This is a genomic window from Micromonospora sp. HB375 (assembly GCF_017872985.1).
Lineage (GTDB): Bacteria > Actinomycetota > Actinomycetes > Mycobacteriales > Micromonosporaceae > Micromonospora > Micromonospora chalcea.
The window spans coordinates 490487-506450 of the sequence record NZ_JAGGJO010000001.1; the positions used below are offsets into that span (position 1 = coordinate 490487).

Annotated in this window: 13 protein-coding genes; 9 read left to right on the forward strand and 4 right to left on the reverse strand. The window is 70.3% G+C overall.

The window, feature by feature from the left end:
* The first annotated feature begins 111 nt into the window (after positions 1 to 111).
* From J3R08_RS02485 to J3R08_RS02520, 8 genes are all read left to right on the forward strand, one after another.
* Entirely contained in the window at positions 112 to 1248 is a 1137-nt protein-coding gene (locus tag J3R08_RS02485) for a glycosyltransferase (protein ID WP_064448565.1), read from the forward strand.
* Between the two features lie 23 nt (positions 1249 to 1271).
* A complete protein-coding gene (locus J3R08_RS02490) occupies positions 1272 to 2297 on the forward strand; it encodes a hypothetical protein (protein ID WP_043330681.1) in 1026 nt (341 codons plus the stop codon).
* Positions 2294 to 3781: a glycosylase gene (locus tag J3R08_RS02495; protein ID WP_064448617.1), complete on the forward strand. Its 1488-nt coding sequence runs from the start codon at positions 2294 to 2296 to the stop codon at positions 3779 to 3781. Before J3R08_RS02490 ends, J3R08_RS02495 begins: the two co-directional genes overlap by 4 nt.
* Positions 3782 to 4018: 237 nt before the next feature.
* On the forward strand, positions 4019 to 4552 hold the full coding sequence (locus J3R08_RS02500) for a SigE family RNA polymerase sigma factor (protein WP_043330679.1): 534 nt from the start codon (positions 4019 to 4021) through the stop codon (positions 4550 to 4552).
* Entirely contained in the window at positions 4539 to 5771 is a 1233-nt protein-coding gene (locus J3R08_RS02505) for a hypothetical protein (protein WP_064448564.1), read from the forward strand. Before J3R08_RS02500 ends, J3R08_RS02505 begins: the two co-directional genes overlap by 14 nt.
* A gap of 340 nt (positions 5772 to 6111) precedes the next feature.
* Positions 6112 to 7551, forward strand: a complete 1440-nt coding sequence (locus tag J3R08_RS02510; RefSeq protein ID WP_209959811.1) for an alpha/beta hydrolase — start codon at positions 6112 to 6114, stop codon at positions 7549 to 7551.
* Positions 7552 to 8082: 531 nt separating this feature from the next.
* A complete protein-coding gene (locus J3R08_RS02515) occupies positions 8083 to 8394 on the forward strand; it encodes a hypothetical protein (RefSeq protein WP_209959812.1) in 312 nt (103 codons plus the stop codon).
* Between the two features lie 6 nt (positions 8395 to 8400).
* Entirely contained in the window at positions 8401 to 9552 is a 1152-nt protein-coding gene (locus tag J3R08_RS02520) for a hypothetical protein (RefSeq protein WP_209959814.1), read from the forward strand.
* Positions 9553 to 10160: 608 nt separating this feature from the next.
* On the opposite strand, the gene J3R08_RS02525 is transcribed toward J3R08_RS02520, so the two are convergent.
* Entirely contained in the window at positions 10161 to 11024 is an 864-nt protein-coding gene (locus J3R08_RS02525; protein ID WP_209959816.1) for a reverse transcriptase family protein, read from the reverse strand.
* 11 nt (positions 11025 to 11035) lie between these two features.
* Here J3R08_RS02525 and J3R08_RS02530 point away from each other — a divergent pair, with 11 nt between their 5' ends.
* A complete protein-coding gene (locus J3R08_RS02530; RefSeq protein ID WP_209959819.1) occupies positions 11036 to 11578 on the forward strand; it encodes a hypothetical protein in 543 nt (180 codons plus the stop codon).
* A gap of 214 nt (positions 11579 to 11792) precedes the next feature.
* Here the strand turns inward: J3R08_RS02530 and J3R08_RS02535 are convergent, their stop codons facing one another.
* The 3 genes from J3R08_RS02535 to J3R08_RS02545 all read right to left on the reverse strand — a co-directional run bounded on the left by J3R08_RS02535 (position 11793) and on the right by J3R08_RS02545 (position 15240).
* On the reverse strand, positions 11793 to 13988 hold the full coding sequence (locus J3R08_RS02535) for a hypothetical protein (RefSeq protein WP_209959821.1): 2196 nt from the start codon (positions 13986 to 13988) through the stop codon (positions 11793 to 11795).
* A gap of 74 nt (positions 13989 to 14062) precedes the next feature.
* Positions 14063 to 14761: an ABC transporter ATP-binding protein gene (locus J3R08_RS02540; protein WP_046569657.1), complete on the reverse strand. Its 699-nt coding sequence runs from the start codon at positions 14759 to 14761 to the stop codon at positions 14063 to 14065.
* A 92-nt stretch (positions 14762 to 14853) separates the two neighbouring features.
* On the reverse strand, positions 14854 to 15240 hold the full coding sequence (locus J3R08_RS02545; protein ID WP_082171164.1) for a peptidase inhibitor family I36 protein: 387 nt from the start codon (positions 15238 to 15240) through the stop codon (positions 14854 to 14856).
* Between the last annotated feature and the right edge of the window lie 724 nt (positions 15241 to 15964).

The window sequence follows — 15964 nt, forward strand, 5'->3', positions numbered from 1 at the left end:
CCACCACCGCCCGATCCGTTCCGCCGGCCACACACGCTGGCCGGCGTGCGCCGACACCGCGTGAGGCCGCCCCCACTCCGAGGCGGCCGACAACCGGAAGGCCCGACACCCATGCCCAGCTACGGCTTCCTCAGCACGCACCCACCGACCCGATGCGGACTGGCCACCTTCAACTCCGCCCTCGCCACCCACCTGACCGCCGACGGCACGCGCGGCGGCATCGTCCGGGTCACCGACCACGGCGACGACCTGCGGGCCGGACCCGGGGTCGTGCACACCTGGTCGGCCCGTACGCAGACCGGCTGGCGGGACGCCGCGGCCGTCCTCAACACCTTCGACGTGGCCGTCGTGCAGCACGAGTACGGCATCTACCCCGGCGCCGACGGCGAGGACGTCCTGCCGCTGCTGCGCCGGCTCACCGTGCCGAGCATCGTGGTCCTGCACACCGTGCTCCGCCGGCCCTCGCCCAGGCAGAAGTCCCTGCTGGAGCAGATCGTCACCGCCGCGGGAGCGGTCGTCACCATGACCCGCACGGCTCACGACCGGCTGCTCGTCGGCTACGCCGTACGTCCGGACAAGGTCACGGTCATCCCGCACGGCGCCGCCGAACACGTCCACGTGCCCGCCGACCGCCGTACCCGCCCGCACCTGCTGACCTGGGGACTGCTCGGCCCGGGCAAGGGCGTCGAGTGGTCGTTGCGGGCCCTCGCGCGGTTGCAGGACCTCGAACCGACCCCCACCTACACGATTGCCGGCCGGACCCATCCGAAGGTGGTCGAGCACCAGGGGGAGGCGTACCGGGCGGGACTGCACCAGCTCGGCGCCCAGCTGGGCATCGCCCACGCCGTGGACTACCAGAACGTCTACCACGACCAACCCGCGCTCGCCCGGTTGATCCGCTCCGCCGACGTGGTCGTGCTGCCCTACGACTCCCGCGAACAGGTCACCTCCGGCGTGCTCATCGAGGCGGTGGCCGCCGGGGTGCCCGTCGTGGCCACGGCCTTCCCGCATGCCGTCGAGCTGCTCAACGGCGGGCCCGGTCTGGTCGTACCCCACCAGGATTCGGCGGCGCTGGCCGCCGCGATCCGGCGGATCCTGACCGAGCCCGGCCTGGCCGCCCGGCTGGCGGGCCGCGTCCGGCCGCCGGCCGCGGACCTGCGCTGGCCGGCGGTGGCGGCCAGCTACGGCACGCTCGCCGAGCGGCTCGTCGCCGCCCGCCTCTCCGCGGTCAGCGCGGCGTCGGCGTGACCGCGACCACCGATCTGTCCAACATGTCAGGCAGCGGTGGCCGGCATCCGACGCCCCGGCCGAGCTTCGCGCACCTGAGCCGTTTGAGTGACGACACCGGCCTGTTCGAGCACGCCCGACACGCCATCGTCCGCCGCGAACACGGCTACTGCACCGATGACGCCGCGCGCGGGCTGGTCGTCACCAGCCGGGAGCCGGAGCCGACCCCGGAGGTGCTCGGGCTGGCGGAGCGCTACCTCGCGTTCCTCACCCACGCGCAGGACACCCGGGGCGCCTTCCGCAATCGGCTCGGCCACGACCGGCGGTGGACCGACGCCCCCGGGCTCGGCGACTGGTGGGGGCGGGCGCTGTGGGGGCTCGGCACCGCCGCCGCCCGCAGCCCCGCGCCCTGGATCCGGGAGGAGGCACTCGTCGCCTTCGGCCGGGGCGCCAGACGGCGCTCCCCGGCCCCGCACGCGATGGCCTTCGCCGGGCTCGGTGCCATCGAGGTGCTGCGCCGCCACCCGGGCCACGCCGATGCGGCCACACTGCTCATGGACGCGGCCGCCACGATCGGCGCCCCCGGCCCCGACCCGCTCTGGCCCTGGCCGCAGCCGTGCCTGACCTATGCCAACGCGGCCCTCGCGGAGGTCGTCATCGCGGCCAGTCAGCTACGCCACGACGGCCCGCCCCTCGACGACGGCCTGCGGATGCTGACCTGGCTGCGCGACGTCCAGCTCCGTGATGGACACCTGTCGGTCGTACCCGCCGGCGGGTGGCAGCGCGGCGCGGCGCGGCTGCGCCACGACCAGCAGGCGATCGAGGTAGCCGCGTTCGCCGACGCCTGCGCCACCGCCGCCGCCGTCACCGGCGACCCCGGCTGGGAGACCGGCGTCCGGCAGGCGGTGGGGTGGTTCCTCGGCGACAACGACGTCGGTACGCGGATGTGGGATCCGGCGACCGGCGGCGGCTACGACGGGCTGACCCCGCACGGACCCAACCTCAACCAGGGCGCCGAATCGACCCTCGCGCTGATCTCCACCGTGCAGCACGCCCGGCGGTGGTCGTGACCGACACCCTGGCCGTCCGGCACGGCGCCATCCTGGCCCCGGATCCACGCCGGGTCGTCGTCAAGCTCTTCGTCCCGGGTGAGGACGCCGCCCTGGTACGCAGCCGAGCGCGGGCGCTCATCGACCGCGTCGCGCACCTCGACGACGAGGAGACCGGCCGGCTGCTGAGGGAGACCTTCGACCGGTTCGGCACCCGGCACCGCGATCTGGACGCCACGTTCCACCACCACTACGACCTCGTCCGGCACCGCATCGCCCGGGGCCGGGACCTTTCCCCCACCACCCGGCTCCTGATCGGCGCCTACTTCAGCCACGAGTACGCGGTCGAGGCGGCGGCCCTGTGCAACCCGTCGATGGTTGCCCATCCGGACCAGACCGGCCTGATCGCCGGGCAACTGCGCGTCGCGATCAGCCTGCGCCAGATCGGCGAGGGGCACCTGTCGTCCATCGGGTTCGCCACCGCGGTCCTCGGACCCGGACTCCGGCTCACCGTCGCCGACCGGTCCGGGCCGCCGGTCGTCGGACAGCGGACGGCCGTACGACACCGCCGGGACCTCCTCGCCGCCGGCCTGACCGAGGTGGACTGCGACAACGAAATCACCGCCACCGTGCTGCACGCCCTGCCCGAACGCTACGACGAGGCGACCTTCGACCGGGTGATCGGCGATCTGCCACCGGACCTGCTCTCCCGCAGCACCGGACCGGACACCCTCGAACAGGTACGCCGCACCAACGCCGCCAGTTACGCCACGATCTTCCCCGCCGACACCGCCCTGCATCAACGAGTCCTCTGGCCGGCCGTTCCGGCGGAGGGCAACGGCATGGAGGACGCCCGGTTCGTCAGGTTCACCGGCGAGTCCGGACCCTTGTACCGGGCGACCTACACCGCCTACGACGGACGGCGCATCGCCACCCGCACGCTTGCCAGCGTGGACCTGCGCCGATTCGACAGCACCCCGATGCGCGGGCCGGGCGTCCGCAACAAGGGCGTCGCGCTGTTCCCCCGTACCGTGGCCGGACGGCACCTCGCCCTGTGCCGCGCGGACGGCGAGACCATCGGCCTGACCAGCCTGGACCGTGAGAACCGGTGGCGGAGGCCGGTGCCGCTGCACGCCCCCCGGGACAGCTGGGAACTGATCCAGGTCGGCAACTGCGGATCGCCCATCGAGACCGACGCCGGCTGGCTCGTGCTCACCCACGGCGTCGGCCCGATGCGCCGGTACGCCATCGGCGCGCTCCTGCTCGACCTGCGCCGGCCGGAACGGGTGATCGCGCGGCTGCCCGGCGCGCTCCTGTCACCCGACGAGGCCGAGCAGGACGGTTACGTCCCCAACGTCGTCTACTCCTGCGGCGCGCTCGTACACGACGGCGAGCTGTGGCTGCCGTACGGGGCCGGCGACAACCGGGTCGGGTTCGCCACCGTGCCGGTGGCCACGCTCCTCGCCGCGATGGTGGAATCCGCTCCGGGCGGCCGGGACGGATGAGCGGCCGCCGGTACGACGATCCGGACGGTCGGTGTCGGCCGAATCCTGCTCGGGTGTGGACGGCCTGGACCGGCGGGCGACCACTACCTGCTCGACCGCGACGACGCTCTCTTCAGAGCGCGTCGGCGCGACCGTAGAACCCGCTCGATCATCCTGTTGATCCGCCAACTTCTTCGAGTGGTGCAACTTTCCGGGTGGGCGGTTCCGTTCTACCTCCGTCACGAGGAGGCAGCGCACTTGATAGCCGAAGACGAGCAAGCATTCCGCGAGTTCGTGACGTCAGAAATGGCGTCACTGCGCAAGCTGGCGTACGTGACCTGCGGCGACTGGCACGCGGCGGAGGACGCCGTGGCCAATGCTCTGGTCAAGCTCTATCCCCGCTGGCGGAAGCTGGACCGGCCCGATCTCTACGTCAAGACCATGGTCTACCGGGCCGCGGTCGACGAGACCCGTCGGCCGTGGCGGCGCGAGCGGTCGGCCGGTGACGCCATGCCGGACATCGCGCTGCGCGACCCCGCCGGTGCGAGCGACGAGCGGATGCGCCTGCGGGCGGCGCTCGACTCGGTGCCACCCCGGCAGCGAGCCGCGGTCGTGCTCCGGCACTACCTGGATCTGAGCCTGGAGGACACCGCCAGCGTCCTGAACTGCACGGTGGGCACGGCCAAGAGTCAGGTGTCCCGTGGCCTGGCGAAGCTGCGCGAGTCACTCGGCGGCGACCGTACCGATCTCAACGGACCATCGATAAAGGAGTGGACCCATGCGGTTGCATGATCTCGTGGACGCGGTAACGGGCGATGAGCCGCCGATGTCCCGCACCGTCGACGACATCATCACGGCAGGGCGGCGGGCGCAGCGCCGCCGTCGGGCCGGATTCGCGTCAGCCGGCGCGGCGGGCCTCGTCGTGGCCGTGGTCGCCGGTGCGTTCGTGGTACCGGCTCTGGGTGCGCAGCAGAGCCCCCCGGCCGCGCCGTTCGTGGCCGGTGCGGCGGCGTCCGAGCCGGCCGGGGCCGAGTGGCCCGACGCCGCGTCGTTCACCTTCACCTTCACCGGGTACGACGCCGGCACGCTGCATGTGCAGGACCCGATCGTCGCGTCCACCGCGTACCAGATCGCTCCCGTCTACTCCGACGGTCACACCTCGAACGACAAGCCCATGACCCGCCAGGAGGTGGAGGAGCAGGGCGACGCGTTCTTGCGGAACAAGGAAAACGGGAAGCCGGCCCTCTTGGCGTACCTGACCGTCTACCGGCCCGGTGCCTTCGACCCGGCCGGGATCAAGGACGGCGCGAACGTCACCGTGGCCGGGCGCAGGGCCGTGCAGGCGACGCTGCCGGTCGGCCTTGACCCGCAACGCCCGGTGGATGGCGGCAACAAGCTCTTCGCCTGGGAGTACGCCGACAACGCCTGGGCGGCTGTCACGTCGTACTCCGGCGACAAGGCCACGCCGAGCTTCGAGGAGCTGGGCGGCCTGGTCGAAGGCCTGAAGCCCAGCAGGCCGACGCCGGCCCTGGTGCCCTTCACGGTGGGCTACCTGCCGGACGGTTACGTGCCGTTGCAGATCGGCACCCACGCCACGGCGGGCCTCGGCGGCATCGCCGCGGCCCGCGGCGGCGACTACGGCGGCGCGACGTACACCAGGTCCGCCGCGCCCACCACTGGGCTGACCGCACCGTACGAGGCGAGCGAGGGTGGCATCAAAGACGGGTTCCACATCTCGGTCATCCCGAGCAGCAGCGCGAACCAGACGCCGGAGCCCGGTGTGACGAAGTGCTACGACGTACCCGACCGGCCCGGGTGGGACGGCCCGCAGGTCGACATCTGGTGCCAGTTCCGGAGCGCCGACGGCGCAGTCGTAGTCGAGGTCAGCCCCGATGGTGCCGGTAACACGCTGCCGCGGGTCGAGCTGGAGAAGATCGCCAAGGGGATCACGGTCGCCGACGTCGAGGACGAGTCGACCTGGACTCCGGCCGCGACCGCCCTGCGGCCATGACGGCCAGCGCCGGCACCACGACGGTGCTGTTCCGCAGGGCCGCTTCAGCGGCTCCTGTCGCGAAGAATGAAGGCTTGGGATGAGACGCAGAGCAAAGGCCGGTCTGATTGCCACGGCAACAGCGGCTCTGTGCGTACAGGTGGTGCCTCTCGCCGAGGCGAACACCGCGCCGAAGTCCGACGCGGTGCCGGTCGGACTGGCGGAGTTCTACGCGCAGCGTCCTGCGTGGGGACCCTGCCCCCGCCCGCCGGTGCCACCGAGGCGGTCACCGGATGCTTCGGCGTCCGCGCTTCCCCGTGCCGGGAGCGCGTCCCCGGCGGTGGAATGCACGACTGTGCGGGTGCCGTTGGACTACCGGCGACCGGACGGTCCCCGGGAGACCGTCGAGCTCTCCCGGCGCCTGGCGAGCGATCAGCCGAACCGGCTCGGCGTACTGGTCGAGGTCCCCGGCGGGCCGGGCGGGCAGGGAATCTACGCGCCGGAGGACCCGGCGTACGAGGCGCTGTCAACGCGGTACGACATCATCGGGTACAACCCGCGCGGTGTCGGGCAGTCGCAGCCTCTGCTGTGCGAGGGCACGAGCGTGCAGGTGTCCGGTAGGACGCGCTTCACCGACGCGCAGATGCGGGCGTACACCGAGGAGTTCCGCAGGCGTGATCAGCAATGCGAACGCGCGGACGGTGCCCGGCGTCCCTACTTCACCACCGCCAACAACGCCAGAGATCTCGACATCGTCCGCGCGGTCCTGGGTGAGCGTCAGCTGAACCTGATGGGGAAGTCCTACGGCACGTACGTGACGGCCGTCTACGGCACGCTTTTTCCGAAGCGACTGAACCGCAACGTCCTGGACTCCGCGATCCACCCGCAATGGATATGGCGGGAGGCGTGGAAGCAACAGGCAATCGCCCAACGTAGGACCGCCGACGCCTGGATGACGTGGGTGGCCGAGCGCAACGGAATCTACGGGCTGGGAACCACCCGGTCGCAGGTGCGCGCCACGATCGAACGGACCCGGGCGAAGCTGGAGCAACGCCCAATCGACCAGGGTGATTTCGTGTACGACGGCACCGAGTTCGACGGCCTCATCGGGGCCACCAACGAGGTGGCGTACTGGGACTTCTTCGCAGCGACGGCGAGCCGGCTGCGTCAGCAGGTCGAGACACCCTCGGACGTGCCGGGTGACCTGGGCCGGGCGTTGGCTCTTCAGCAAGAGATCCAGGCCGACCCGCCGCCGACCAGCAATGGCGTCTGGGAGGCAGTCAACTGCGAGGCCGAATGGCCCGCCGACCTCAAGGTGTACTACGCGGACATGCGCTACTTCTCCGAGCACTTCCCCTACGGCTGGGGTGCTTCGGCGGTTTCTCCGCGTGAGTGCACCTTCGGCTCGGTGGAGCGGGTCGAGCCGCTGGTGAAGCTGCGCCGCAGCGGCTACCCGACAGGGCTGGTCGTGCAGGAGGAGTTCGACCCGCAGACGCCGTACGAGGGCGGTCGGGCGATGGCGGACCTGCTCGGGCACCGGCTCCTCAGCGTTCCCCGCGATGGCTACCACGTCGTCCACGGCACCAACGCCTGCGTCGACGCCGCCATCGACGACTACCTGCTGAACGGAAAGCTGCCGAAACGGGGAGCGGAGTGCGAGGGAACGCCGATCCCCGAGGTTCCGACGGATGGTTCGGCGCGGGTGGGTGAGGGCGACCGCCCGTCCCTCGACGAGCAGACGAATCTCTTGTCCGGCCGGATCCCTCGTCCGCTTCAGGCTGGTGGTCGTCAGCCCTCCTGATCTCGACGCGTGAGGGCTTGACATCCGCGCCGTTCTGGCCGAGCGCCTCCGTAGTTCGTTGGTACGTCACGGCTGGCCAGGTGGTGGATCTGTTCCACGGCGCGCAGACCCGCGGGCACGGCGACCTGGAGGTCGCCGTGCCCAGCGCACTTTGCGCCCGCGCCACGGTGGATGTAGCCGGAGTACCTGTGCCGTCGGCCTTGCCCCGCTCGACCAACTGCTGAGCGAACTCCACCTCCGCCGACGTCGGTTCAGGAAGCTGAACAGCGTTCTTGTCTGCCATGACATGGTCCTTCCCGGACGGGACCAACGCGAATTTCCGATCTGCGAGGACGTCCGCTTTCGATTTGCGGCACGCTGGGCGTTCGATACGCGGTTACTTGATGTTCGATTTGCGGGGGCAGGCGAACGGGGCGGTTCGTGAAAGGGTCCACCGCTACGTCGCGTTGCTGCGGATCGCGGCGAGTTCGGGAAAGGCACCATCCCAGTGGGGCGTCGAACATCCCGGCGCCGGTCCGCTATCCTCCGCCGATGGCATCGAAGGACAACGCCGCGCTGGAGGCGATGATCGAGGAAGCCACCGCCGACACGGACGGTCATGAGGACGAGCGCGCCGGCCTGTTCGCCATGATCGAGGAGCATCTGGCGGTGCCGTTCACCACCACCGTCCTCGGCGTCGAGGCCACCGTACGGAAGGTCGAGCTGGCGGCGGACAACATCGTCGCGGTCTGCGCCCGAGGTCGCCACCGGCAGAGGATCGATCTCCTCGACCTGCCGTTGCCCACCCCCGCGCCGGACGGCGCCGCGTGGATCGACGCCTACCTGCACTGGGCCGGACGGTAGGCCACGGTGAGCGAGTACCAGTACTACGAGTTCACCGCCGTCGACCGGCCCCTCACCGGCCGGGAGCGGGCCGAGCTTCGGTCGCTGTCGACCCGGGCCGACATCACCGCCACCAGCTTCGTCAACACCTACGAGTGGGGCGACTTCAAGGGCGACCCGCGCACGCTGATGGAACGGTACTTCGACGCTCACCTGTACCTGACGAACTGGGGCACCCGCCAGCTCATGCTGCGGCTACCGAAACACGTGCTCGGCCCCGCCACCGTCTCCCAGTACTGCCAAGGTGACAGCGCATCCGCGTGGACCACCGGCAAGCACGTCATCATCGACCTCCACGACGAGGACGAGGACGGCACCGACGAGTGGGACCTCGACGGCCACGGCCTCCTCGCCTCCGTCATCCCGGTCCGGGCCCGCCTCGCCGCCGGCGACCTGCGCCTGCTCTACCTGGCCTGGCTGCGCTGCGTACAGTCCGCCGAGATCGCCGACGACGAGCCTGAACCGCCCGTCCCCGCCCGGCTGGGGACCCTCGACGCGTCCCTCACCGCCGTCGCCGAGTTCCTCCGCATCGACCCCGACCTGATCGCGGCCGCGGCGGCCGGACCGGCGCCGGCCACCTCCGGCGAACCGACCGCTGCGCAACTACGCACCTGGGTCGTCGGGCTGTCCGCGCGGGACAAGGACGCCATCCTGACCGACCTGATCACCGGCGGCGACAGCCAACTGCGCAACCGACTGCTGCGCCGCTACCGCGACGCACACCGCACTGATAGGCCCACCCCGGCAGCCGCCCGTACCGCCGGGGAACTGCTCGCCACCGCCGCGGAGTTGCGCGCCGAACGGGAACGACGGGACGCCGAGCAACGCGAACGCGACCGGATCCGCCGCGAACGGTCCGCCGCAGCAGCCCGGCAGCGGCACCTCGACACCCTCGCAGTCGACCAACCCGCCGCCTGGCAGCGAGTCGACGAGCTCATCGCCACCAAGAAACCCCGCGAGTACGACACCGCCGTGCAACTCCTCATCGACCTGCGTGAACTCAGCGAACGCGACGGGGACAGTTCGTCGTTCCAGCACCGGCTGGCCGAGCTCCGGGCGGCGCACGCCCGCAAGCCCAGCTTGCTCGAACGCCTCAACCTCGCAGGCCTCGACACCTGACGCATGGTTCCCCGCTGACCGTCGCCAAGATGTGGCGAGGATCGTGGAGGGCCGGTGCGGCGTGCCAGCGTGACGCCCCAGACAGTCGACGCTGGCGGCGGTCCGCTCCCCGACGCGACCCCATCGCGCCGGCCACTTCATTCTGCCCGCCAAGATCAACCGGAGTCACCTGGAGGCTCCTCCAGCGGATGCCGACCGGGGTGCACCGGTGCCAACGTGGGTCACTATGGCCGACCGCCGGTCGCGAACCGGGGTTCGTGTGCTCCGGGTGTGGTCCTGGGCTGGGAGAACGGCGGTCCGGGTGACGTGGGTGAACGCCTGCCACTCCCTGCCACCCCAGGTGAACCCCCAGGTCGCTAGACTGGGCCCTCGCGCCCTCGTAGCTCAGGGGATAGAGCATCGGTTTCCTAAGACGACGCTCTATCTGTACCCATAGCTGGATGACCTGCGGGTTTCTATTTTGTTTTCACATTGGTGGGTCGCACGCGCCCGTCGCTGTGCTCGCTTGCTGAAGATCAGCAGAACAGGTGTAAGTCCTGCTCAGGCCCTTGTTAGGTCGGTTCGACGCGTCCTTGCGGGATCCGGTGAAGTTGCCGTGCCGCGTCAGTTTACGGTGCCGCGAGAGCGTGGGCCAGCAGCGCGGCGAGTTTGGCTGCGCGTGCCGGGTGGTGATGACTGATCCAGGTAACTCGTCCGATGAGGTATTGAGCGAAGTCGGGGTGGCCGGTCCGGTTCTGCGCGGCGAGGCCGGTGCGGGCGGCGTTGTGGAGGATGGCGCGGAGCTGGTCGTATTCGTCGCGTGGTGTGGCGGGGTGTTGGTTGACGACGAGTCCAGCGAGGAGTTGCCGGTCCGCGCGCCCGCGGACGCGGGTCTTGGCTGGATGGACTTGGAAGCCCTCGTCGCGGGCGATGTCGGTGACGTCGGCGATCAGGTCGTCGATGCGGCGGGTGGTGAGGTCGCCGGAGAAGGCGAGGTCGTCGGCGTACCGGCTGTAGGTGATGGCGAAGGCGTCGGCGAGGCCGGTGAGGCGTCGGTCGAGTCGGTAGGCGCACAGGTTGGCCAGTGCGGGTGAGGTGGGCGCGCCTTGGGGCAGATGGCCGGTGCGGAGCGCGGCGAGCCGGGCCGCTCGGTGCGGCAGCTCGGTCGGTGCGCGGCGCAGGACTGGGTGCGGGGTGCGGTTGGTGCAGAGTCCGGTGAGGGTGTGGGCGACGGATTCGGGGTAGCCGGCGGTGCGGAACAGGCCGTGGACGCGGGTGGCGGGGATGTGGGTGAAGAAGGCGAGCAGGTCGATCCGGACGACGACCGGCTGTGCGGTGTGGATGCCGGCGAAGGTGTGCGCGGAGCGGCCGGGGACGAATCCGTGGGCGGCGGGTGGACCGGGATGGGGCCGAGGACCTCGGTGAGGAGCCGGCGTTGCAGGGCGCGCAGCCGGGACTTCGGTGCCTCGATCAGCCGGCCGCCCGCGGTCCACCGGTAGTGGTAATGGTGCAGGCGGTGGGCGGTGGCGCGGCGGTTCATGGCGCGTCGGTCGGCGTACCAGTCGAGGTGCTCGATGCTCAGGTCGAGCATCGCGGCCAGGTCATCGACGGTGTCTATGACTGGGGTGTGCCAGGGGCGGCGGATGGTGCGGGTCGGTGTCACGGGTCGGGCGCGGATGGCGATCGGTCGCTGGTGCTGGCGGGCGGTGGCGACTGCCGCGCGCAGTGGGTCGACGTTGCTCAGGAACGTGGCCAGTTCGCGTGGCCGGTCGGTGGGTGGGCGCGGGTAGGCGACCAGCACCGCGTCGGCGACCGGCCACAGCCAGCGCCGTCGTACTCCGAGGACGAGCCCACCCTGGTCGATGAGATCGGCGCGGCGCCAGCTGTCGCCGGCGAGGAACGCGTCGGCGAGCGCGGTGGCGAGGGCGTGAATGGTGGTCACGATCGGGCCGGTGGTGGCAGCGCGTCCCGACGATGCCCGGTCGTGCGGGTGCACAGGCTCGCGGAGCGTGCCGACGCACCTGTGGTGTGGTGCCGAGGTGAGTAGTCCGTCCCCGGGGTTGCCCCGGAGAGACCATGACCGGACCCCACGTGGGGGGCCGGCCTGGTCAGCTCGGGACACGCTGCCATGGGAGCAGCGTAGGGAACGGAGACCGTCATCGGTGTCCGCAGTGTGTGGGGCGGCGAGGAATACCGATGAGAGAGGCGGCGCCCGATGAGCTGGCCTCAACCATGACGGTCTCCTGATCGGTGTGCGATTGCTATTCGTGGCGCAAGAGTGCGGGGGTGGGGCGGCCGGCGGACGTGGTGGCCAGGATGGTGATCAGGGTGCCGAGGACGACCCCGGCGGCGGCAAGAGTGAGCATGGGCCTGATGGTGTGGAGCAGGTCGGCGAAGCTCGCAGTGCGCAGTACGGCTGCTGCCGTCCCGGCGGTGAGGATGACGGCCGCGGCGGTGATGAGTTGACCGAGGATCAGACCACTGACTGACTCGGTGAGGTCCGCGGCCGTGAGGGTTCGCCGGGGCGCGCCGATCACCGCGAGGGGGACGTTCGCGCGTCGGGTGGCGATCCTGCGGTCGACGGTGGACATGGCGAAGGCGATGAAGCCCATGGCGGCAGTGATGAGCAGCCCGGCGGTGACGAGGACGATGACGGCGCCGGCGTCGAAGCCGGTCGGGATCTCGCGGTATCCCTGCACCACTGCGGTGGGGGCGAGGGCGGCGGTGACGGCGTACCAGTCCTCGAGCTTGCCCTGGTCGGCGGTGACCTTCGCGACGATGGTCCCCTGCCGGGGCGTCTCGGCGACGACGATGTCGGTGCCTTGCCCGAACGGTGAGGTGTTCAGCGGGGCGGTGTCGGCAGGAATCGTGAAGGCCGTGACCGCGGCATCTCCGTCGTCGGCTGGCCTCAGGGTGGTCCCGGGCGGTAGCTGGTCGGACCACTTCGCCCGGTACGCCTTTCCCGGTGTGCAGGTCCAGGTGGTGTCGAACAGCACGGCGAGGCTGGCGCAACTGCCCCGGACGACAGAGACCTGTTGCTGCTGCCCGGCGACCGTGGCGATGCCGCTGAGGCTCTCGTAGTAGGCGATATTGTCGGTGCCGACGACGGGAGTCAGCTTGTCGGCGAGGGCTTGGTCACCAGTCAGGATCGTCTGCGGCAACCACCCGGTGTCGGACACCTGCCGGGCGGTGTTCGCCGCCTGATAGGCGGCGGTGCCGATGGTGCCCACGCCACCGATGAACAGAGCGACCATCAGCGCGCCGACCAGACGCGAGGCCAGGTTGGGCGCCTGCAGGACGCGACGTGCGGCGAGGGTCACCCACACCGGTCGGGCGGTCCACCGCAGCAGAGGTGCCCAGAGGCGGGTGAGCAGCGCTGGAAGAACGAGCGGCAGGGTGAGCGCCACGCCCAGCATCCCGGCGGCGAGCAACGCCAGTGCTGGCATCGTCGTGTCACCGAGCCACATCGCCGCCAGCAGCGCCATGACCGATGCGATGAAGGCGAGCAGCCGCCACGCTCGAGGTGCCGGGGTCGCGGTTCTACGGCGGGTGGTCACCGGGCGCAGAACAGCAGGCGTTGCCCCTGCCACGGCCACTATGACCGCGAACACCGCGATTATCGCTCCGGCGGTGGCGGCTCGACCGGCGCCGACGTGCACGTCCGTGGCGTACCAGCGGAAACGGCCCAACGACCAGTCGGCGCTGATTGCCCGTAGCAGCGGGAACGCCGCATAGCCGAGTGCGACGCCGATGGTGGCGGCGACACCGGTCTCGACCGCGTTGACCGCCTGTGCCTGTCGCGCCGACGCCCCGAGTAGCCGGAGCGCGGCCAGCCGCTGCTCCCGCGCGGAGGCCGACAGCCCGGCGGCGGTGGACAGCAGTACCGCCAGTGGTGCGAGGAGGAAGAACGCGAACGCGAACGCGACCATCCGTCCGGGAGTGAGCAGTCGCTCCAGATCAGAAGTGCCTCGCTGCACCGCCAACCGCCGGTTGGCATCGGAATCGCCGAAGCCCACCACCGGAACGGCGTCCGCCGGCATTCGAGCCGCGTCCACACCCACGTACGCGATCAGCTCGTCCGGCGCGGTCAGGCCCGCAGCGCCGATCGTGCCGACCACCCGCTGCGGGAAGCGCTGCCGCGCGTGCGGGTTGGCGGCGATGAGCTCACGCAGCGCCGGGGAAACCACCACCTCGCCGGCGGCCGGCAATTGCCCGACTCCGGGCGGAACGGGAGCACCACCGCTGGCCCCACTGACATTCACCCGACGTAGCAGGCGACCGGCGACCGCGTCATCGATCGTCAGGACCCGCAACCCCTGATCTGCGCCGGGTTGCGTCACCGGGGTCCGGGAGATGACCCGCAGGTCCTGGGCGTCCACCACGGTCGGCACCGCGAGCGCGCCGAGGACCAGCACGATGCCGACCGCCGCCCCGGCGCCGAGCAGCACCGTGCGCACCAGCGCCCGGCGTCCACCGCGCACCGTCAGCCGCAGTCCCAACCACATCCATGGCAGATAGCGACCTACGGCACTCATCGCGCAGCCACCGTCTCCAGCACGCGGCCATCGCGCATGCGCACCACCCGGTCTGCTCGCTGCGCCACCTCCGCGGCGTGCGTCACCACGACCACGGCGGCATGTCGTTGCCTCGCCGCGGCGAACAAGCAGTCCAGGACCGCCTCACCGCTGGTGGAATCCAGCGCGCCAGTCGGCTCGTCGGCGAAAACCACCTGTGGCTCGTGCACCAGTGCCCGAGCCACCGCGGCCCGCTGCGCCTGCCCACCCGACACCGCGCCCGCCTGCCGCGACGCCAGGTCTCCGATACCTAACTCCTCGAGCAGATGCAGCGCCCGTCGGTGAGCCACCGCTGCCCGTACCCCGGTCATCCGCAGCGGCAACTCCACGTTCTCGCCGAGTGTCAACTCCGGCACCAGGTCACCGAACTGCAACACAAACCCGAAGGAGGTCAATCGAAGGCGGCTGCGCGCCGCGTCCGACTCGGCCGACAGCTCCCGCGACCCGAAGTACACCTCGCCGGCGTCGGGACGCAGCAGGCCCGACAGCACATGCAGCAGGGATGTCTTGCCGCAGCCGGAGGGACCGGTGATCGCCACCGTCTCGCCCTTCTCGACGGCGAACGAGAGATCGTCGAGCGCGACGGTCCGGCCGAAGCGCAGCCGGACGCCTCGACAGCCAGCGAGACCGGGAAACGTCGTACGAGGCACCTTCATAGATGAACCCTATAGCCCTTCTGCTGTGGAGTGTGGGTATGAATCGCCGAACGAGCGGCCGTCGAGAGACGGCCGCTCGTCGTACCGTCGAACTAGCAGCTCACCAGTGCGAAGCTTTCCGCCTCGTTGTCGAAGTTCGCGAACGTGCGCAGGTTGCTCACGGAGGTGTTCTTCGAGATGGTGATACGGGTGCCCGAGAAGCCGTCGTTGTCGTACAGCACCGCGCACTTGCTGGTGTTGTTGATAACCGAGCTGATCTCGTTGTCCCCGTTGAATCCGTTGATCTCGTACCGGTCATTCGAGATGGTGCCCGGGACGTAGTCCACGTACTTGCTGCCGGTGTATCCGAAGTCTTCCCACATGCAGATCCGGCCGCTGGAACAGGTTCCCGCGGCGTACGCCGGGACAGCGAACCCGGCCACACCGAGGACGATTCCTGTTGAGGTGGCGGCCAAGAGCCGCTTGACACGGTGCGACATGTCGCTCCTTCTGCTGTAAGTGGAGAGGGGCGTTGCCCGCCATCCACCTTCGACTAAAACCTATTTCTCGCGCCTCAGAGCGTGCCGAACGCTGCTGCAGTCAACATTCGGTAAGCCGAAAGGTGAGGTGCCCTTGACTCGGGTGGAGATTCGGGGCAGGGCTAGCGGCGAAGATTGGCGGTCTCGTGCCGGTCGAAGCCGATGCTGGGCACATGCCCAGGAGTCGCCATATGGTCGAGCCGATCAATGCGGCAACGTCTGCTCAACGTATCCCCCGTGGATGTAGCAGTGCCGAGGTCAATGAGTCTCACAGATCACGGCCATCGATGCAACCCTTTGTGATCGGCTGGTTGCAGCATGCGTTTTGCGTGTGCACGGCGCACCTCGTGACCATGCGCCTCAGCCTCCCGCGCGTGGGCCCAGGTGTCGCATGGAAGCCACCCTGTCGTGGAGCGCCACGCCGCTTGCAGCGGGCGGCGGCGTTCCAGCTCTTGGATCGCCGTTCGACAGGTGGTGGCAGGTGCGGCGAGCGGGACGGGCTGTCCCCGCCGTCGAACGTCGTCGCAAGCCACTCGGGGTGGACGGGATGCACGCGCCCAGCGGGCGGGGTTGACACGCTCGCCCGAACACCGTCAGATGCAAGGGCCTGGCCCTCACGAAGCGGCGATCCTGCCCCGCTCATCGCCGGGTGTGGTTTCCGCCTGCGGCCACTGGTGGGCGACCT